Raw genomic sequence first — 20,405 nt, 5'->3', positions numbered from 1 at the left:
CTACTTCTACTTCTACTTCTACTTACCAACATTCCTTGACCCGTTCCTTGCGCGCAAATATAGTTCATTGTCGATCTTATTTTGAAAATAGCCTGTAGATAGATTTATTAGAGAAAGCGGACACCTCGGAGGTGAAAACATATTGGTTGGGAAAGAACTTGCTATAAAGGGAACTTTTGTCTTCGAAAATGGGGAAGAACTGAAGATCGCCATTATCGATAGAGACAAGGGCCTTTTTAAGGAATTCCTTGCGGCAGGAGAGTGGAATAATCTTGATTTTCCTTCTGAAGCCAAGGTTGATTATAGCTCTTTCAGAATAGCTCCTGGAGATTTTAATGCCCATTCTCATCCAGAGCAATCTATTTATGTGGAGATGGTAGATCCGACATGGGATTTAGCTACATGGTGTCGACATACTATCTATCGATACAGCGTCTCTCTGACCCCAAAACTCGTCTATCTAGCCTGCGCCAGAGCCTTTTCTCGCATGGTTTCTTATGGAATTACATCTGTGATGGTTTCTTTCTATTGCCACAATCGGCGAGGAAACGAGCTGGACAGAGAGGTACTTCGAGCGGCACGAGATGTAGGGATACGCCTTTACTTTGGGAGGATGCACTATGATGTAATTTCCCAAACAGCCTACCCGGAAAAGAGGGAATCTCAGCATTCTTATTTTGAAACTATAGATGGGGCAGAACGAAATTATAAAGCCCTTCAAAAAGAAGTTGAGGCATGGAACGATCCTCGTGTTATAGTGGCCCCTTCTCTCCATAGTTTCCATGCGAATACTTTGGACGCTATGATTCATGGCATTAATCTTGGGTATCAGGAAGGAAGAAAAGTGCAGCTTCACCTTTCTGAAGATGAGGGGGACGTGCGTTTAAGCGAAGAACAGTTTGGAGGCAGGCCTGTAGACGTGCTTTATCGCCTCTATCAGGAGGGAAAAGTGGCTTCTTTAAGCCATCTTATACTTTCTGACTGTATCTGGACAAGCGAAGAAGAAAAAGATCTCATAGCTCAAAGTGGTATGAACGTTGTTTTAAATCCGAGAATGAATGATAGGGTCAAAGCGGGCCGAGCAGATCTGAAAGCCTTTCTCCGCCGGGGGATTCCTGTTTATGTCGGTACCGACGGAGAGGCGAGTAACGATGACCTTTCAATAGAAAGAGAAATTGCCTATCTGAAAAAAATAAATCCGGCGGTTTCTTACGAAGAATCGAAAAAGCTTGGATATCTTCCTTTTGATTTTCATGATTTTAAAATTGGCGTTTTAGAACCTCAAGCCGCTGCGGATTTTAAGGTTCTTGATGGAGAAAAACTTGTGGACCTCTATATAGGGGGGGCAAGAATTGTCGAGGGAGGTGAACTGAGGACTATAGACGTGGAGAAAGACATTGAGAATCCGCTTAAATTGGAACGAGCCAATATTTTCAAATTGTAACTTTTGAAGCCTCATGTCAAAGGGGCTTTGCAATCTTGCAAAGTCTGAAGACAGTTGGAGAGAACAATGCGTAGTTCCATCAGATAAGGAGGGAATTTTTATGTCTTTTGAAGTGGCTAACAATATTTTTACTATAAACCTTGATGGAGTCTGGACTACAGCTCTTGCCGCTATTTTGCTTATGATTGGGTACGGCCTGCGACGACGAATCCGCTTCTTCGAGGTTTTTTGTATCCCTGCTCCCGTCATAGGAGGCGTCCTCATGTCTCTTATCGCATTAGTACTTCACCACCAGGGAGGCGGCGCTCTTAAGTTCAACACGGCCCTTCAATCACCTATGATGATCGCCTTTTTTACCACTGTCGGTATTGGAGGTAGTTTCGGTCTTCTTAAAAAGGGAGGGAAAGCGCTTATCGTCTACCTGGTTTTTTGTTGGGGACTGGCTGTTTTCCAGAATGCTTTTGGTGCGGGGCTTGCTAAAATGTTGGGAATCCATCCGGCTTTGGGCATTATGGCGGGAGCTGTTTCTCTGGAAGGAGGGCACGGTGCAGCAGCTGCTTTTGGTCCCATGGCGGAAGAATTAGGTGTGGCTGGTGCAAAAGTTGTGGCTATTGCCGCGGCAACCTACGGACTCATTGCGGGTGGTCTTTTGGGTGGCCCTCTTGCCAAATGGCTTATAGATCGTCATAACGTAGATATAAAAGCCAGTAAGGAAGAGATTTATATTCAGCCTACAGCTCAAGATATTGAAGAGGAAGAAAATCTTTTTTCAAGTTTCGACTTCTTGAAAATGCTAGCACTTGTCCTCGTAATGATGGCTTTAGGTAGCTTCCTATCAGGTAAAATTAAAGAATGGTATAATTTCAGCCTCCCCGGTTATGTAGGTGCCATGTTCGTTGCAGTGGTATTCCGTAACATAAACGATCATTTCCCTTTAGTAAAGATTCGAAGCAAAGCGATAGATCTTATATCTGACGTCTCTCTGGGACTCTTTTTGACCATGGCCATGATGAGCCTTCGCATTTGGGAACTTTACGATCTTGCCGTTCCTTTAATTATTATTCTTGCCTTACAGACTGTTGCCATTTTCCTCTTGGGGGCCTTCCTTCTTTTCCCCCTATTGGGCAAGGATTATGATGCTGCCGTTATGTGTGCAGGCTTTATGGGGCATGGCCTGGGTGCCACTCCTAATGCTGTTGCTAACATGGGCGCTGTTTGTGAGCGCTATAAAGTTATGTCTCACAAAGCGTTCCTCATTGTGCCTCTTTGTGGGGCAGTGCTCATTGACCTTGTAGGGTTGCCTAACATTGTCTGGTTTATCAACTATCTGACCAAATAGACTTATCTCATAGAGGATGTCGAAGGCCGGTACGGCAATTGAGGCGATGCCGGCCTTTCATTTATTCATCAAAAGAAGGGACGTGTGAATATGAGCAAAAAACTTGTAGAGTGTGTTCCTAACTTCAGCGAAGGCAGACGAGGAGATGTAGTGGAAGCCATTGTTGATGCCGCTCGTGGCGTTCCTGGAGTTAAGGTTCTTGATTACTCTTCAGATCCAGACCATAACAGAACAGTTCTTACGTTCGTAGGTGATCCCGAATCTGCTAAAAAAGCAGCTTTTGCTTGTTGTGCCAAGGCAGCGGGGCTCATCGATATGGAGAAACATCATGGTGAACATCCCCGCATTGGCGCTACAGATGTTATCCCCTTCATTCCAGTGGCTAACGTAACAATGGAAGAATGTGTGGAGCTCGCTCATTCTCTAGGGAAAGATATAGGAGAAAAGTTGAATATTCCTGTCTATTTTTACGAGGAAGCCGCAAAACGTCCTCAAATGAGATCCCTTCCTAAAGTGAGAGAAGGACAGTATGAAGGGCTTAAAGAGCTCATAAAGACACCAGAACGAGCGCCTGACGAAGGGCCTCAAACCATGCATCCTACGGCAGGTGCCACCGTTGTAGGGGCTCGCCCCTTCCTTATTGCTTTCAACATTAACCTTTCAACAAGTGATTTGGCCATAGCCAAGAGAATCGCCCAGACTATCAGGGAAGCAAAGGGAGGCTATAAATATTGTCGTGCTATGGGCGTTATGTTGGAAGAGCGTGGAATTGCCCAAGTTTCTATTAACATGACTAACTATGAGGGAACGCCTCTCCATAGGGTTTTTGAGACGGTGAAATCTGAGGCTGCTCGCTACGGGGTGAATATAGTAGGCAGCGAGATTATTGGCCTTACACCTATGCAGGCACTCCTCGATGTGGCCGATTTTTATCTTCGCCTTGAAGGTTTTAGTCGTAAACAGGTTCTTGAAGCCATATTGGAATAATAGAACAAGGGAATTGCTCTTTCGGGCAGGATTATTCTTTGCGGCAGTACCCACATGTATTACCACATAATATCAACTATAAGAAGGGCTGTCCAGTGTAAAGACGGCCCTTCTTTAAAGGCGCATTTGAGGCACCCTCTTAAGCCGTTCGCTCAAAAGAGAGGCAAGAAAGCCTGTAGAATAGCCTGTAATTGCCCCTGATAAAATTAACACAGGCAAATAGAATATGACATAAAAGTTTTGTATTAATGCGATAATAACAAGTAGCTGTCCTATATTATGGGTTACTGCTCCCGCGATACTAAGGTAGGGGAGCGTTATTGAATCTTTGAAGTGTCTATCAAGCTCAATCATAAGGAGGCAGCTCAATACCCCTCCTGTAAAACTGCACAGAAAGGCGATCATATTTCCACTGAAGAAAGCGGAAAGACCAATACGGAGGAGGGTGACGGTGAGAGCTTCTTTCCATCCGTAGAGTCGAAGAGCTACAAGAGTGATAATATTTGCCAGTCCCAGCTTAACGCCTGGAAAAATGAGAGGTATCTGGGCTTCTGCCACATGAATGGAAAGGGCGAGACCTACAAGCAAAGCCATTATAATCATAGCTTTCAGATGTTTCTTGCTGTACATGTATCGCAAAGCCCCCTTCCTTAATGAGAAATGGCATCAGGCCCTTTATAGCGGCCCCTGCGTCCGATAATCTTGATACTTGTCTTATGGGGCAGACAAACAGCTGTCTCCCCAGGCTTGGATAACCATCCAGATCGAATACACTGCTTATGAGGACAGTTGGCGTCAAGAAAGCGAATTCGACCATGCTCTATCCTAATTACATTATATGTGTTTTCTCCATGGAGAGACCACTCTTCCGGGGCAGTAACATCATCAAGAACTACTTCCCTTACGATGTGCCCGTCTACCTCTATGACAGCCACTGTTTTTCCCGTCCCTTCACATTTTTTATATGTGAAACTCACGAGGAGACTTCCTGCTATAAGTATCACCAAGAGTATCGTTATAAATTTATTTCCCTTCTTCATATATGTAACCCTTCCCCTTGATAAGACGAAATATCTTAGACATTCCTGATGTGGCATAAATTTTCTTCTCTTCCGTAACAACAAGGGCTTCAACGCCAGGGATGCGTTCTATAAAAGCGAGCCCTCCCTCTTTCCCTAAAATGTAGAGAGTTGTAGAGAGAGCATCTCCGTCAATTGATGTCTGAGATACAATAGTGGCACTTAGTAACCCAGATGCGGCAGGATAGCCGCTATGAGGATCAAATATATGATGATACCGTTTCCCCTCTACTTCAAAAAAACGTTCGTAATTGCCTGATGTTACTACGGAACAATTAGAAACTTTTACGATCCCTAAGGGTGTTCCTCGAGGTTCTAAGGGGTCTTGAATGCCAATGTTCCACAAGGTTCCGTCAGCTTTGGTCCCGTATGCGTATATATTCCCGCCCAGATCGATAAGAGCGCTTTTAATTCCCTTTCCCCTAAAAATTTGAGCCACTTCATCTGCAGCATATCCCTTTGCGATGCCGCCAAGATCCAGCATTTGTCCTTTCTGTAGAAGCATAATGGATTGCGTTTCTTTATTGATAACGGAATGAGCGTAATTTACCAATGGAAGCCTTTGGGTAATCTCTTTTTCCGTTGGTAGTTTCTCCTTGTTGGTTCCGATACCCCAAAGATCCACAATGGGGCCAATAGTAGGATCAAAATATCCCGAACTTTTCTGTGCATATTTTAAAGCTTGTTCCATTACGAAAAAAGTGTCATTATGGACAATTACAGGTTCTATTCCTGCCTTTTGATTTACGAAAGCAATATCGGAGGAAGAAGAATGGAGAGACATATGGTCTTCGATTTCAGCAATTCGTTGAAGAGCCGCATCGAGAGCCTGAGGGGCGTTCTCTCCCTGCGCTTGAATTCGTATAAGGGTACCTAAGGCGTAACTTTCTCTGGAACTATAGGGGGTTTTTTTAGAATATCCTTTCCAGAAGAGGAGAAGCAGCAGTAAAAATACTATGCCACTTATGCAAAAGAAAAACTTTTTCAAAAGAACATTCACCAACTTCCATAAAATGAACAGAACTATTGTACGAGGATACCTGGAATAATGCTACAAAAAGTTATTGAATGTATTTGAGAATAAAACAAGATATAATAACAAAACAATACGAACTGTCGACTTCAGCAGGGGGTGTTAAGAATATGAGTATACAAGACCTTAAAAATCAAGTATGTCAGAGTATCGACGATAGGAAAGAAGATCTTCTCTCTCTTGTTCAAGAGATAGGTGCCCATGCAGAACTGGGTTTTAAGGAAATCCGTACCTCTTCCAGGGTAGCTGCGTTTCTGAAAGAGCTTGGACTTCCTGTGGAGACGGGGTTGGCAATAACCGGAGTCAAAGCGCGTCTGGAAGGGAAGAGCTCAGGCCCTACAGTGGCGGTCCTTGGAGAGCTCGATGGGGTTATTAGTCCAGATCATCCTCAAGTGGTGAAAGAGACGAGAGCAGCTCACGCCTGTGGCCATAATCTGCAAATAGGAACCATGCTTGGTGCCGCTATAGGACTAACATGTGCTGGTGCGGGGAAAGAGCTGGATGGTTCAGTCTGCTTTATGGGAGTTCCTGCAGAAGAGTTCATTGAAATTGAAGAACGGATGGAACGTCGCAAAAAAGGCGAAATCCATTTCCTTGGCGGTAAGCAGGAATTAGTGTATCAAGGAGCTTTTGACGATATAGATATGGCTATGATGGCTCATGCCGGAACGAATATGCCTCATCCAACTTTTCTTATTGGTGAGACTGGGAACGGATTTATTGCCAAAACCATCCACTACATTGGCAAGGCTACTCATGCTGCTGCTGCTCCTCACGAGGGAATTAACGCACTTAATGCAGCGGTGCTTGGTATTAATGCCATGCACGCTATGAGAGAAACTTTTCGAGATGATGATCATGTTCGAGTCCATTTTATTATCACTAAAGGGGGCGATACTGTAAATTCAGTGCCTGCTGATGTTCGTCTTGAAGCTTACGTACGAGGAAGATCCATGGATGCGATCAATGGCACCCATACGAAGTTTGATCGGGCTTTTCGCTCTGGAGGCGATGCAGTAGGAGCCAAGACCGAAATTGTTACGATCCCGGGATACCTCCCTCTCGCATGCTCAAAAAACATGAACGACATATTTGCCACAAATGCAGCGAAATTCGTGCCTCAGGAAAACATTGTGGTAGCTCCTCATTTTGACGGATCCACGGATATGGGAGATCTCTGCCATATTATGCCTGCTATTCATCCTTATTTCGGAGGAGTTACTGGAGCCCTTCATTCAGGAGATTTTAGAGTTGTGGATTATGAAGCGGCAGTGCTTCTTCCAGCGAAAGTTATGGCGACAACTGTTATTGACCTACTATACAACGGAGCAGAAAAGGGACGGGAATTGCTTAAGGCTCACCGTCCTCTCATGACACGGGAAGAATATCTTCAAACTCTGGAGCGTTACTTCAATATGTGAAAGGAGTGGTAAAACGTGTGGGATGCGATCCGCAACTGGAAAATTCACGCTTTAGTTCTCGCCCTAGTGGTAATGGCAGAATGGATCGGAATTCATTCTTTTAAGGTAGGCATTGGTACCATTGTCCTCCTTCCAATGCTTTATGCTCTTATGGTGGGGGCCCTATTAGGGCCGAAGTTTTTGAAATTGGCGAATCAGAAAGACATGGTAGATGCAGGGAGCCTCATCGGGGTAACCCTCATGCTTCTTATGGCACGATATGGTACCCTTGTCGGACCGAACTTGCCTATGATCCTCAAGACAAGCCCTGCTCTTATTTTGCAGGAGTTTGGTAACCTGGGAACTGTTTTAATAGGAGTTCCTGTGGCTGTTTTCCTCGGCCTGAAGCGAGAGACGATTGGGGCAGCTCACTCTGTATCTCGAGAACCTAATGTAGCTTTGATTGGCGATGTTTATGGGCTTGACACACCTGAAGGACAAGGGGTAATGGGAGTTTATATTTGCGGAACAGTTTTTGGAACTATTTTTTATGGTCTCATGGCTACTGTTACTGCGGCTCTCAATATATTCCATCCCTTGGCTTTAGGCATGGCTTCTGGTGTTGGGAGCGCCAGCATGATGACAGCATCTGTAGGTTCCCTCAGCGCTATGTACCCCGAGATTGCCGATAAAATCCAGGCTCTTGGTGCGGCGAGCAACATGCTTTCTGGTCTTGATGGTATTTACATGTCTCTATGGATGGCTCTGCCCCTCTCCGAATGGCTCTACAAGAAAACGTACAAAATAAAATACGGAGAGTTTCCGGAAGAACCTAAGTATAAGGGGGTGTAATTCATGAAATCTATTGAAGTCTTTATGGTGCTTCTTATTGTCGCAGTTATGACCCTTATAGGGAACTTCGTAGGGGCAAACACACCTCTTTTAAGTGCTGTCCCAGGAATGTTGGCTTTAGTGGCCATTTGTATGGCTGGAGTGCTATGTGCAAAATTTATTCCAGTCCGCATTCCTTCAGTGGCTTATATTGTTACCATCGGCTGTATCTTGACATACCCAGGGTTTCCAGGATCCGCTCTTCTTTCTGCCTGGGTTCAGAAAGTTAATTTCTTGGCCCTTACAACACCGATTCTGGCATATGCTGGCATTTCGCTTGGCAAAGACCTGGGAATGTTGAAAAAAACGGGCTGGAGAATCATTGTGGTTTCATTTGTTGTTTTTATTGGAACATACGTAGGTTCTGCCGTTATAGCTCAAGCTGTCCTGAAACTGATAGGGGAAATCTAACCGTTACGTTAAGAAAACAGTACCGCTCCAGATGCAATGTGAAGGGGACACCTTAAGGTGTCCCCTTTTTTGTTGTGTATATAATTGTCTATAAATAAACATATTTTTATATTTAAACTTCTTTTTATATCGTTGACTTTGTTCATCTCATAACATAATCTAACAAAGAAAGGGGGCTTTTTTGTTTTTATATTACAAGACCAAGGGGGTTTTTTTATGGAGCTCATTGATATTGTTCAAGGTATTAATGGTATTCTGTGGAGTTACGTCCTTATTTTCCTCCTTTGCGGTACTGGAATTTATTTTACGTTTCGACTGAAGTTTGTGCAGTTACGGAAGTTTGGAGATGCTTGTCGCCATGCCTTTGGTGGAATAACTCTCTTTGGAGAGAAAGCCGGAAAGGAAGGGATGTCTTCTTTCCAGTCTCTGGCCACGGCAATTGCAGCTCAAGTTGGAACAGGTAACCTCGCAGGAGCTGCTACGGCTATAGCATCTGGTGGACCTGGCGCCATTTTCTGGATGTGGATCAGCGCTTTCTTTGGCATGAGCACGATTTTTGCAGAGGCTGTCCTTGCCCAGATATATAAAGAACGAGACGTGGACGGACAGGTTGTAGGTGGGCCAGCCTATTACATCAGTAAGGGATTTGGAAGCAAGGGACTTGCCGCATTTTTCTCTATCGCTATTATCATTGCCCTCGGTTTTATCGGCAATATGGTACAGTCCAACTCTATTAGCGATGCGTTCCAGACGGCATTCAATATGCCCAGTCTTTATGTAGGCATTGGTTTGGCTCTTCTTGCAGGCCTTATTTTCTTCGGCGGCATTAGCCGAATCGCATCTTTTACAGAAAAAGTAGTGCCTCTCATGGCTCTCCTTTATATTATTGGCGGAGTCATTGTCCTTGTTATGAATATCGAGATGCTCATCCCTGCCTTCAAGATGATCTTTGTTGGGGCCTTTAATCCAAGAGCCGCTACAGGTGGGCTTATTGGAGCTACAGTTAAAGAAGCCATGCGTTATGGCGTAGCCCGAGGCCTTTTCTCTAATGAGGCTGGTATGGGATCTACTCCTCACGCTCACGCTGTAGCCAAGGTTGATCACCCAGCAGAACAGGGTCTGATGGCCATCATTGGCGTTTTTATCGATACATTTATCGTTTTGAACATTACCGCTTTCGTTATTCTTGTAACAGGAACTCTTGATGGTCAGACAACAGGCATTGCACTTACTCAAAATGCCTTTACTAATGCTTTTGGCGGTTTTGGCAACACTTTTGTAGCTATTTGCCTTTTCTTCTTTGCCTTTTCCACTGTTATTGGATGGTACTTCTTTGGTGAGGCTAATATCCGCTACCTCTTTGGGTTAAAGGGCCTTACCCCCTATCGAATTCTGGTCATGATTTTTATCGTACTTGGCTCTACCTTGAAAGTGGATCTTGTATGGGAATTGGCAGATACCTTCAATGGTTTGATGGTTATCCCCAACCTCATCGCCGTTCTCGGTTTGGCGAAGGTTGTGTCAAAGGCTCTCAATGAGTATGATTACGACAAAGAGGGATATTTGAAACCGAGACAATCTGAAGCATAAATAACTAAATATCATTTGTATAACACCAAACACCACGGGCGCACCAAAACGGGCCGCTTTTTTAAGGCGGCCCGTTCCCCTTTTTCTCTTATCCTTAGGAGCTAAAATAACAGATATTATTTGTCTTTTACGTTTACTTGTGTATGGAGCCACAGATAAGACAAAACTCCTGGAAGGTAACTCTTCTCGTTTTATAAGCTACGTGAAAGAGCTGATTCTACTCTTGTGTAGAACGATACAATGACTGAAGTAACGTTTCAAGATGCTTCATAGCTTCTCCATATTGGGCCCAGTCCCCAAGACGAAGGGCTTCCTGTGCTGTTTCCCAAGTCTTTTGTGCTTCTTCTATCATTATTCGCACCTGTTGTTTTTGTGTTGTATCTATTCCTTCAGCGGGTTTTGTTACATCCGCAGGCCTTTCTGGCGAGACAACCTTTGATGGAACTGCTACCCCTTCTCGTTTCCCTAAAAGCTTTTCCAGGGCTTCGTCAAGACGCTCTGCCCATACAACTCGCCCTCCAGTGGAAACAATAACTCGTTTTAGTTCCGGCAAATCACTATTTTCAGCCTTGAGATAGAGAGGCTGAACGTAAAGAACGGCTTTCTCTATTGGAATAACGATAATATTACCTTTTATAACATCAGAGCCTCTTTGGCTCCATAAAGAAAGCTGGGCAGAGATATCTGGGTGCTGATTTGTAAGGGCTTCCACTTGAGCCGGCCCATAGATCAGTTTTTGCTTTGGGAACGTGTAAACAAAAAGTTCTCCATAACGGTCACCATCACATCTTCCCGCCATCCATGCGATCATGTTGTCACGGCCGACGGGAGTAAAGGGTGTGATGAGGGCGAATTCTGCAGACTGATCTTCCTCTATCTTCATAATGACATAAAAAGCCCCAAGTTCTTCTTTATTCCCACTGCCTTTATATGTTTGCCATACATCTTCTTTGTTATAGAAAGTATTAGGGTCTTGCATGTGGTAGGTTTTTAATATCTCACTTTGCACAGAAAAAAGGTCTTTAGGGTATCGAATATGTTTTTTCAGGCCTTCAGGCATGTGGCTCATGGGTTGGAAAAGGCCTGGGAAAATTTGAGCCCATGTTTTAATTAAAGGATCCTTCTCGTCTGAAATATAAAAATGGACGGTCCCGTCATATGCATCGACTGTGGCTTTTACACTATTGCGAATGTAGTTGATTTTAACGTTACGTTGCCTTTCTTCGGAGCCAATAAGGACAGGCTCGGCGTAGGGATACCGATCAGTTACTGTATAGGCGTCTTGCATCCATACAAGATGCCCCTCATGAATAACGAGATAGGGATCCTCATCATAGAAAAGGAAAGGAGCTAACCGTTGCAGTCGTTCCTGTATGTTTCGGTAGTAAAGCACACGGCTTTCAGGAGTAAAAAAGTTTGTAAAAAGAATTTTAGAGTCTCCAAAACGCAGAGCAAAGAGGAGCCGTCTGGCAAAGTTGCCAATAGAAACGCCCCCACTTCCTTCGTAGGTCGTTCTCGCATTAGAATCCCCAATAGGGTAGTCGAATTCTTTTTCCGTAGTTTTAACAAAAACATAGGAGCTAGGTTTCTCTCCGTAATAAATTTGAGGACGATTTAGTTCTATGGGAACTGCTATATGAGGTGGAATGTTTTCAATCCAGAGCGCAGGAAGCCCACTGCGACCCACTTCGTTAACCGGATTCATTACAATTCCGTAGCCGTGTGTAAACTCTACACGCTGGTTCACCCATGTAGGGTTCTGAAGGTTTTTAAAATCTAGTTCTCTCGCAGCAACCATAACCTGACGATAGTCGCCATTAAAAGTATATCGGTCGATATCCACGTCAATAAAATCATAGTAAGATCGAATTTCCTGAAGCTGTTTAAAACTCCTGAGAAGAGGGTCGTAGTCCCATAAACGCACGTTCTGAATTGTCTCTTTGTTTTTATCTATCATAGGCCATGTAACTTCTGATTCTGGAACCACAGAGACTGTTTTCAGCGAATCTAGTTTATAAGCTTTTAATGTTGCGTCTATGTTGTACTCTATATATGGTCGTTCTTTGTCAAATTCATTGGGCTCTACAACGTACTTTTGGATAATGCTAGGGTACACGCCTCGCAGAAGGAGAGAGGAGGCAAACAAAAGGCCAATAATCCCTAAGGAGAATTTCCACGTTTTCTTGTAATGCCCTACCGCTAAAAGCAGAGCCACGATAATGGCCAGAACCCACATAACGTTCAGAGCCAACAGCTCGGCATGTATATCGGTATAGCTGGCTCCGAAAGCCACGCCCCGGGGAGAATAGAGAAGATTGAACCGTTCAAGCCAAAAACCGGCACCCCAAAGGAGGGCTATAGTTGCTGCCAAAAGGGATAGATGTTTAAAAATTGTACGTGGAACTGGGTTATGTTGCCCCATAACAATTGGAGCGATGACAAAAGAATACATAAAGCCCGCACCAACAAGAGCCAGAATAAGAAGTCCCATAAACCAGGTTTGTAGGAAGCTTAAGAAAGGAAGTTTATAAATGTAAAAAGCCATTTCCTTCCCGAAGATAGGATCTACAGAACCAAAAGAGCTGCTATGGAGATAACGGAGGATCATGTCCCAGTATCTCTGAGTGGAAAGACCATTGAGTATGGCTAAAATACCGGATGCAGAGAGAACCACAACAGAAGTAAACTTTTTGGGAACATTCCCGAAAGGGGAATCTGCAGTTATAAGCTGTAGCGTATTGTGACGAGCTATTCGAAAATTCAGGAAAAGAAACGAGAAAGAGACGAGAGCTGATAGTATAAAAAGAGCCCATTTGGGGAGGAGCATCGTCCAGAATACGGAACCATGCCCCAGAGATTTAAACCAAAGATAGTCTGTATAAAAACGAGCGAAAGAGGGGAAAGCAAGAGAAGCGAGAAGAGCAACAAACAGCAACAACCATAATCCCCATACTTTCGGCAGAATATCTCGAAAATATTTCGGGAACCTGGATGACTTCTTTTTTTCATTATCGAACCATTCTTCATCAGGAAACGGATAATTTTTCCACATAGTTCTATTTTAGCGAAGAAATTTATTCCGTCAAAAAAGTTTTTTTATCGACTGTGAGATATAATGAAATTAAAAAGATATTGGAGGGGAAGCTATGGGTTTGGAATATAAGCTGCAAAGTATTGGGATTATCCGGTCCCCTTTTAGACAGAGGAAAGGAATGCCTATCCAGCCAGCCGGTGCCCGAGGTATTCGTGGAAGTGTGGAAGTGCTTCCAGAATTTGAAAAAGGTCTTCAGGGCCTCGAAGGCTTTTCCCACATTTACCTTTTATACTGGTTTCACCTTTCAGAAGGCTTTGATCTGACAGTCAAGCCGTTTATGGACGTCGAGCATCACGGTGTTTTTGCTACTAGAGCCCCTCGTCGCCCTAACCAGATCGGGCTTTCTGTTGTTCGCCTTGTGGCTATTCAACAGGGTAAGCTTATTATAGAAGATGTGGATATTCTTGATGGAACCCCTCTTCTTGATATTAAACCTTTTGTGCCAGAGTTTGATATTTTTGGCAGAGAATTTCGGTCAGGATGGCTGGAAAAACAAGATATTTCTCCAGAAAACGTGAAGGCCGACGACCGCTTTAGCGGTTAATTTTATTCGGAAAGGACGATATGAAATGAAAAAAATAATTGCATCGCCGACAGCTCCCAAAGCTGTAGGACCTTATTCTCAGGCTGTTTTGGTGAATGGTTTCTTGTTTGCGTCAGGGCAGTTACCAGTGAATCCGGCAGCAGGAAAGCTTGTGGAAGGCGACATTAAAAATCAGTTCCATCAGGTGATGAAGAATCTCTCTGCTGTGTTGAAGGAAGCGGATCTTTCTTTTGATGACGTGGTGAAGACAACCATTTTCCTTACTGATATGGCTAACTTCTCTGCGGTGAACGAGGTCTATGCCGAATATTTCCCTGGCGATAAACCAGCTCGTTCCTGCGTTCAGGTGGCAGCGCTGCCCCTTGGCGGTCAGGTAGAAATGGAGCTTATCGCCTGCCAGAAATAAAGGCAGGAGATATGTATTTATGTGGGGACATCTCTATAAGATGCCCCCATTTTTTTTGGGGAGGGACATGGAATGGAATATAGGGTGGAGCGAGACTCTCTAGGAGAAGTACAGGTTCCAGCAGATAAAAAGTGGGGGGCCCAGACGCAAAGGAGCCTTGAAAATTTTAAAATTGGCACTGAAACAATGCCTTATGACATACTGAAAGCATTTTTTATTCTTAAAAAAGCCGCGGCTGTTGTGAACTGTAACCTAGAGCTCCTTGATAAGGAGAGAAGAAATGCCATTGTGCAAGCGGCTGACGAAGCCTTAGAAGGTAAACTTCAGGAACATTTCCCCCTCGTAGTATGGCAAACGGGCAGCGGTACCCAAACAAATATGAATGTGAACGAAGTTCTTGCTCATCGCGCGAATGAAATTACCGGCAATTCCCCAGCTGTTCATCCTAACGATCACGTTAATTGTTCTCAAAGTTCTAACGATACGTTCCCCACGGCTATGCATATAGCGGCTGTTCTTGCCATGGAAGACAACGTTTTGCCTGCTCTTCGCCGTCTCCATGAAACGCTTTTGAAAAAGTCGGCAGAGTTCCAGCATATTGTGAAAGTGGGGAGAACTCATTTACAAGATGCTACACCTCTTACTCTGGGGCAGGAAGTAAGTGGATGGGTGAGGATGCTTGAACGTTGCGGAGCCATGATTCTTAATGGATCCAACATGTTGAAAGATTTGGCCCTTGGAGGAACAGCCGTTGGTACTGGCCTGAATAGCCATCCAGATTTCGCTTCTTGCGTGGCTGAGCAAATAAGTTCTCTCACAGGGAAATCCTTTTGTACGGCAGAAAATAAATTTCATTCTCTTACAAGTAAAGACGAACTCGTGTTTGCACATGGCGCACTCAAATCCTTAGCGGCTGATCTCATGAAGATAGCCAACGATATTCGCTGGTTGGCCTCTGGTCCTCGCTGCGGTCTGGGGGAGATAACCATCCCCGCTAATGAGCCGGGTAGCTCTATTATGCCCGGAAAAGTGAATCCCACCCAATGCGAAGCTGTAACCATGGTAGCTGTACAGGTAATGGGCAACGACAGTGCTATTGGTTTTGCCGCCAGTCAGGGAAATTTTGAGCTGAATGTATTTATGCCTGTCATTATCTATAATTTCTTACAGTCATGTCGCCTCCTTGCCGATGCAATGAACTCCTTTGAGGAGCATTGCGCCTGTGGCTTAAAGCCATGCCAGAAACGCATTGATATGTACCTTCAGAACTCTCTGATGCTTGTTACAGCTCTTACACCCCATATTGGTTATGATAAGGCAGCAGAAATTGCCAAGAAAGCTCATAAAGAGGGGATGTCATTAAAAGAAGCGGCGTTGCAACTCGGATATGTAACGACAGAGGAGTTTGAGAGGTGGGTATGCCCTCAGAAAATGGTTGCTCCATCGTTACTTCATGGGGTGTAGATTTTTAACATTTTGTGTCTGCGAGAAAGTACTTCTTGATTTAAAATTAAGAAGATAAATATAAATATAAATATGAAGTAAAGGGGGCATAAAACATGTTTTCAGCGAAAGAGTTTTTGCGCTCTGAAGTTACACCAGCTCTTGGGTGTACCGAGCCCGGTGCTGTGGCTTTGGCTGTGGCCCGGGCGCGTCAGGAAATAGGGGATGAGAGTGTGAGGTTTGTTGAGGTTACAGTAAGTGGCAGTATCTACAAAAATGGCATAGCTGTAAGCATTCCCGGCACACAAGGGTTAAAAGGAAATGTAATTGCGGCTGCTTTATCTTCTGTTTGCGGCAATGCCGAGTATGGCCTTGAAGTATTAAAAGATTGTTCGAGAGAGGCTGTGCAACAGGCACAAAAATATATAGATCAAGGTAAAATTAAAGTTCTGCCTGATATGAACAAGAATGGCGTTTATGTTAAGGCTGTAGTAACCACGGACCAACATGTATCAGAGTGCGTAATTGAAGGAAGTCATACAAATATTGTTCAAGTTGCCCTCGATGGCAAATCTCGGTATGAACTGCAGGGAATTTCCGAAAAGAACAAGAGTGATGTAAAAAATATTTCTGACCAAATTAAGACAATGGCCTACCGTGATCTCGCACGTCTTATTAACGACATAGATGAAGAAGACATAGAGTATGTTATGGAAGGCGTACGCATGAACATGGAAATTGCCATGCTGGGACTCGATCCAACGCGAAAAACAGGGCTCGGAGTAGGAAAAACTGTAATGAAACTTGCTGGCGACGACAATGATTTCCGGACCCTTGGCGATAGAATAAAAGCTATTTCTGCAGCGGCATCAGATGCCAGAATGTCTGGAGCAGCTCTTCCCGTTATGAGCAGCGCTGGAAGTGGCAATCACGGTATTACCGCTATTCTGCCTGTAGCCACAGTGGGGAAATATTATCAGAAAACCAGGGAAGAAATAGCTCGTGCTATAGTGTTAAGTCATCTTTCCACAAGCTTTATAAAAAGCCGCATGGGGCGCCTGAGCCCAGTATGTGGATGTAGTGTAGCAGCCGGTGCTGGAGCAGCGGCTGGCATAGCCTACCTTTTGTCTCAAGATATATGCAAGGCAGAAAAAGCCATGGCGATTCTCGTAAGCAACCTTGTTGGCATGATTTGCGATGGAGCCAAAGACACGTGTGCTCTCAAAGTTGGGACAGGGGCGTATGAAGCCTATTGTGCTGCAATGATGGTATTAGAGGGGCATGAACTAGATGGTCCTCAAGGAGTTGTAGATGAAACCATTGAAAAAACCGTGGAAAATGCTGCTGCTATTAATGTGGAGGGCATGAAAAACGTGGATCGTATCATTATTAATTTCATTTCAAACCGCTATAAAGAGGAGGTTTCAGCTAAAAATGCAGTGTCATAAGTGCCTTGCCCACCCTTGTCAGAAAGGGAACCCTTGCGAAACCAAGGAGAGTCTGCCCCTGTATGAAAACGATCTTGATCGTCGTCTCGTTGCGGTGTCTTCTGAAATAGAAGCCCTCTTTTATGGAGAGGCCTGTCGAGTTGATGAAACATTGGAGTTTGCCAGACGCATGAGATTTAAAAAACTTGGCCTCGCCTTTTGCGTTGGATTTTCTGAAGAGGCAACTCTCCTTGCCTCAATTATTGAAAAGGAGTTTGAGCTTTGTTCCGTTTGCTGTAAAGTTGGCTCTCTTCCTAAAGAGAGTGTAGGTGCGAAGCTGAAGCCGTGGGTGGGCACGATCTCCTGCAATCCTGCAGAGCAAGCCAGGGTTTTAAACGAATCGGGAAGCGAACTTAATATTGTTTTAGGCCTTTGTGTAGGCCATGACGCTGTTTTTTATCGCCATTCTGTAGCTCCTGCGACGACCTTAGTGGTAAAAGACCGGAAGCTTGGGCATAATCCTGTAGCGGCTCTTTACTGCCCTTATATTCGAAAAAACTTAGGGAAACCACTGAAGGAAAGAACGAAATAAAAACGTAGTTAGAAACAAAGAACGGGGCTGTCCTGGAAAGAATGGCCCCGCTCTTTTACGCGCATAAACTATTTTTCAATACAGGCAACAGCTCGGGATATTCTGTCAAGGCCTTCTTTGATCAAGGCCCGGGGTGTGGCGATATTCATTCTCATGAAGCCTTCCCCTCCCGTGCCAAACCAAGCTCCGTTGTTCATAGCTACACGAGCCTTATTGACGAATAGATCAAGAAGTTCGTCGCCAGAAAGGCCAAGTCCTCTGCAGTCAAGGAATGGGACATATGTTCCTTCAGGCCGTACAAGTTTAATGTCGGGAAGATTTTCAGTTAGATATTTTTCAATAAAATTCACGTTTCCTTCCAAATACTCTAGCAAAGCATGAAGCCACGGCTCCCCTTTCCTATAAGCAGCTTCTAGGGCAAAGGTTCCAAAAAGGTTCCCTCCATCAATGTGAAGGAAGTTTAAAACAGAAGTATAGGCGTCCCGAATTTGAGGATCTGGAATAATTACTGCCGATGTAGAAAGCCCCGCAATATTGAAAGTCTTGCTCGGAGCTATACAAGTAATAGTTCTGGAAGCGATCTCCGGGGAAAGAGACGCCATGGGAATATGGTGAAAGCCCTTGTAAATAATATCTGAGTGGATCTCGTCAGAAACCACAATCAAATTGTGGCGAAGGCAAATTTCTCCAAGCTTCGTGAGCTCCTCTTTGGTCCAAACCCTTCCTACAGGGTTGTGAGGGCTGCAAAGGAAAATCATTTTCACGGAAGAATCTATTTTTTTCTCGAGATCTTCAAAATCCATTTCGAAACGGCCATGTCGCTCTACTAACGGATTCTCTATAATATGGCGTCCACGCCCGCTAGCAGCGCTAAAGAAAGGGGGATACACTGGCGGTTGCACGACAATTCCATCTCCCGGCTTCGTAAAGGCAAGAACAGCCATGGAAAGGGCAGGAACAACCCCCGGGGAATGGCGGATCCATTCCGCTTCTATTCCCCACTTGTGTCGTTTCTCAACCCACTCTACAATGGATTGAAAATAATTGTCACTTTTCCCTGTATAGCCAAAAATTCCATGATCAACTCGATTTTTTAACACCTCCGCAACCTCAGGAGGAGCTGTAAAATCCATATCTGCAACCCACATGGCCAGAAGATCGTCACGGCCAAATTTCTTCGTCATAAAATCCCATTTTTCACAGGACGTATGGTGTCGATCGATAATTGCATCGAAGTTGTATGTGCCCACTACTTAACACCTCCGTGGAATATATAGCAGTATTATCTTCAGCAATTTCATCTATAATATCATTTTACCCTAAAGAGTATATTCTTTTTTATATAGGTTTTACCGCCCATAAAAAAGAGACAGAAAGGCCTAATAAAATACAGTGGTATCTTTCAAGTTAGCGTCATATTATAGTAACGGCCCTATATATAGGGTATTTCAACGAAAAGAGGTCGAGAGAGATGATCAAACTGTTCCGCGAACGCTTCAACCACCATATCGACCTGGATGTTTTGGAACATCCCGCCGAACTTCGACTGTCTGAAAATGCCATGTGGCTTCTTTCCCAAAGGTATTTTATTCAGCGATACGATGAAGAAGAGGAAGGGATCCGTCAAGAACGATCTTTCGAGGAATTTGCTCGGCGCATATCACGTATCATAGCCAGTGCCGAAACCCTTTACCTTGAGAAAGACGATCCTCAGAGTCTTCCGTGGCTCCAAATTCTTGAAATGAACATCTTCAACGATATTCTCAACAGGCGTTTTCTTTTTAACTCGCCGTGTCTTTTCAGTGCTGGCGCAGGAATGACTATTGTGCCGGAATTGGCAGAACGGATTTACAAATCTCCAACGGAAATGACATTCGAAGACTATGCGACTCTCTTAGAGGCGAAAACGAAAAATCAACAGCTTTTCGCCTGCTTTGTCATCAACATCCCAGACAGCATAGAAGGGATCTTCGACTCTGTGAAAGACGCCAGCATCATAAGCAAATTCGGGGGTGGAGTAGGGGGAAACTTTGGCAACCTCAGAGAAAGAGGCGCCGATATAAATGGCGGAACGGGAGGACAAGCCAGTGGTCCCATCTCCTTTATGGAGACATGGAACACTATGGGATCGGTGGTTGTGCAGGGAGGACGGCGAAGAGCTGCCCTTATGGGGATGCTCTACGATAATCACCCTGATATTATGGATTTTATTGATGCCAAGGTTGAGGAAGGGAAGCTCTCTTACTTCAATATTTCTGTTTGTGTCTCTGATCGCCTTATTCAAGCTGTACATGACGATGGAGATTTTCCCCTCCTTTCGCGTATTAATGGGAGCGTAGTCCGTACGCTGCCAGCCAGAGAATTGTGGGATAAGCTCTGTGAAAGCGCTTGGAGAAGGGGAGATCCTGGTGTTTTCTTTATTGACCGGGCCAATGTTGATAATCTTCTAAAACTTGATAAAGAATGGCGTATCGAATCGACAAACCCTTGCGGTGAGCAGCCTTTGCCTAACTACACAAGCTGCAACTTAGGCTCTATCAATGTGGAATCTTTTGTAACAGCAAAGGGAGGCTTGCCCTTCTTTGATATGGAAGCATTTGTGGATCAGGTATATCGGTCTATGTATTATCTTGATCTTGTGATCGACGCCTGTTCCTACCCATTGAAACGAATAGAGGAGCGGACGAAAAAGATCCGCCCAGTGGGTCTTGGTATTATGGGACTT

At 44.4% G+C, this 20,405-nt stretch carries 17 protein-coding genes and 1 pseudogene; 13 read left to right on the top strand and 5 right to left on the bottom strand.

All coding sequences use genetic code 11. The annotated features are described in order from the left end of the window. Positions 1-142 precede the first annotated feature (142 nt). From B4J50_RS04725 to ftcD, 3 genes are all read left to right on the top strand, one after another. The gene (locus B4J50_RS04725) at positions 143-1,444 is read left to right on the top strand and encodes an amidohydrolase family protein (protein WP_286847850.1); all 1,302 of its coding nucleotides are present in this window, start codon (positions 143-145) and stop codon (positions 1,442-1,444) included. 100 nt (positions 1,445-1,544) lie between these two features. Further along, positions 1,545-2,783, top strand: a complete 1,239-nt coding sequence (gene gltS / locus B4J50_RS04720; protein ID WP_286847851.1) for a sodium/glutamate symporter — start codon at positions 1,545-1,547, stop codon at positions 2,781-2,783. 90 nt (positions 2,784-2,873) lie between these two features. After that, positions 2,874-3,770, top strand: a complete 897-nt coding sequence (gene ftcD / locus B4J50_RS04715; RefSeq protein ID WP_286847852.1) for a glutamate formimidoyltransferase — start codon at positions 2,874-2,876, stop codon at positions 3,768-3,770. Between the two features lie 114 nt (positions 3,771-3,884). Here the strand turns inward: ftcD and B4J50_RS04710 are convergent, their stop codons facing one another. From B4J50_RS04710 to B4J50_RS04700, 3 genes are read right to left on the bottom strand one after another with little or no spacing between them, the layout of a single operon-like run. After that, positions 3,885-4,400, bottom strand: a complete 516-nt coding sequence (locus B4J50_RS04710; RefSeq protein ID WP_024821149.1) for a Gx transporter family protein — start codon at positions 4,398-4,400, stop codon at positions 3,885-3,887. A 20-nt stretch (positions 4,401-4,420) separates the two neighbouring features. Beyond that, complete coding sequence (locus B4J50_RS04705) at positions 4,421-4,810, bottom strand: NusG domain II-containing protein (RefSeq protein WP_286847853.1); 390 nt, start codon at positions 4,808-4,810, stop codon at positions 4,421-4,423. Then, positions 4,794-5,849 (bottom strand): FAD:protein FMN transferase, encoded by a 1,056-nt coding sequence (locus B4J50_RS04700; RefSeq protein ID WP_286953991.1) that lies wholly within the window; start codon positions 5,847-5,849, stop codon positions 4,794-4,796. Before B4J50_RS04700 ends, B4J50_RS04705 begins: the two co-directional genes overlap by 17 nt. A gap of 143 nt (positions 5,850-5,992) precedes the next feature. On the opposite strand from B4J50_RS04700, the gene B4J50_RS04695 reads away from it, so the two are divergent. From B4J50_RS04695 to B4J50_RS04680, 4 genes are all read left to right on the top strand, one after another. After that, on the top strand, positions 5,993-7,303 hold the full coding sequence (locus B4J50_RS04695; RefSeq protein ID WP_024821146.1) for an amidohydrolase: 1,311 nt from the start codon (positions 5,993-5,995) through the stop codon (positions 7,301-7,303). 15 nt (positions 7,304-7,318) lie between these two features. Then, the gene (locus tag B4J50_RS04690) at positions 7,319-8,134 is read left to right on the top strand and encodes a DUF3100 domain-containing protein (RefSeq protein ID WP_286847856.1); all 816 of its coding nucleotides are present in this window, start codon (positions 7,319-7,321) and stop codon (positions 8,132-8,134) included. 3 nt (positions 8,135-8,137) lie between these two features. Beyond that, entirely contained in the window at positions 8,138-8,584 is a 447-nt protein-coding gene (locus tag B4J50_RS04685; RefSeq protein WP_024821144.1) for a hypothetical protein, read from the top strand. 216 nt (positions 8,585-8,800) lie between these two features. Then, a complete protein-coding gene (locus tag B4J50_RS04680) occupies positions 8,801-10,174 on the top strand; it encodes an alanine/glycine:cation symporter family protein (RefSeq protein WP_286847857.1) in 1,374 nt (457 codons plus the stop codon). 217 nt (positions 10,175-10,391) lie between these two features. On the opposite strand, the gene B4J50_RS04675 is transcribed toward B4J50_RS04680, so the two are convergent. Then, the gene (locus tag B4J50_RS04675) at positions 10,392-13,226 is read right to left on the bottom strand and encodes a UPF0182 family protein (RefSeq protein ID WP_286847859.1); all 2,835 of its coding nucleotides are present in this window, start codon (positions 13,224-13,226) and stop codon (positions 10,392-10,394) included. Positions 13,227-13,320: 94 nt separating this feature from the next. Here B4J50_RS04675 and tsaA point away from each other — a divergent pair, with 94 nt between their 5' ends. The 5 genes from tsaA to B4J50_RS04650 all read left to right on the top strand — a co-directional run bounded on the left by tsaA (position 13,321) and on the right by B4J50_RS04650 (position 17,680). Further along, complete coding sequence (gene tsaA, locus B4J50_RS04670) at positions 13,321-13,812, top strand: tRNA (N6-threonylcarbamoyladenosine(37)-N6)-methyltransferase TrmO (RefSeq protein ID WP_034326124.1); 492 nt, start codon at positions 13,321-13,323, stop codon at positions 13,810-13,812. 25 nt (positions 13,813-13,837) lie between these two features. Beyond that, complete coding sequence (locus B4J50_RS04665) at positions 13,838-14,218, top strand: RidA family protein (RefSeq protein ID WP_286847861.1); 381 nt, start codon at positions 13,838-13,840, stop codon at positions 14,216-14,218. Between the two features lie 72 nt (positions 14,219-14,290). Next, positions 14,291-15,682: a class II fumarate hydratase gene (gene fumC / locus B4J50_RS04660; protein ID WP_286847863.1), complete on the top strand. Its 1,392-nt coding sequence runs from the start codon at positions 14,291-14,293 to the stop codon at positions 15,680-15,682. A gap of 95 nt (positions 15,683-15,777) precedes the next feature. Further along, entirely contained in the window at positions 15,778-17,109 is a 1,332-nt protein-coding gene (locus tag B4J50_RS04655) for a serine dehydratase subunit alpha family protein (RefSeq protein ID WP_286847864.1), read from the top strand. Continuing rightward, complete coding sequence (locus B4J50_RS04650; protein WP_286847865.1) at positions 17,096-17,680, top strand: DUF1847 domain-containing protein; 585 nt, start codon at positions 17,096-17,098, stop codon at positions 17,678-17,680. The genes B4J50_RS04655 and B4J50_RS04650 overlap by 14 nt, the downstream gene beginning before the upstream one ends. Positions 17,681-17,748: 68 nt before the next feature. Here the strand turns inward: B4J50_RS04650 and B4J50_RS04645 are convergent, their stop codons facing one another. After that, a complete protein-coding gene (locus B4J50_RS04645) occupies positions 17,749-18,930 on the bottom strand; it encodes a MalY/PatB family protein (RefSeq protein WP_286847866.1) in 1,182 nt (393 codons plus the stop codon). Between the two features lie 221 nt (positions 18,931-19,151). Between B4J50_RS04645 and B4J50_RS04640 the strand changes: the two are divergent. Next, a pseudogene (locus B4J50_RS04640) lies at positions 19,152-20,405 on the top strand (ribonucleoside-diphosphate reductase); the annotation flags it as partial.

The sequence above is a fragment of the Aminobacterium sp. UBA4908 genome (genome assembly GCF_002398115.1).
GTDB classification, from domain to species: Bacteria; Synergistota; Synergistia; order Synergistales; family Aminobacteriaceae; genus Aminobacterium; species Aminobacterium mobile.
This window is presented reverse-complemented; position numbering and strand designations above follow the sequence as displayed.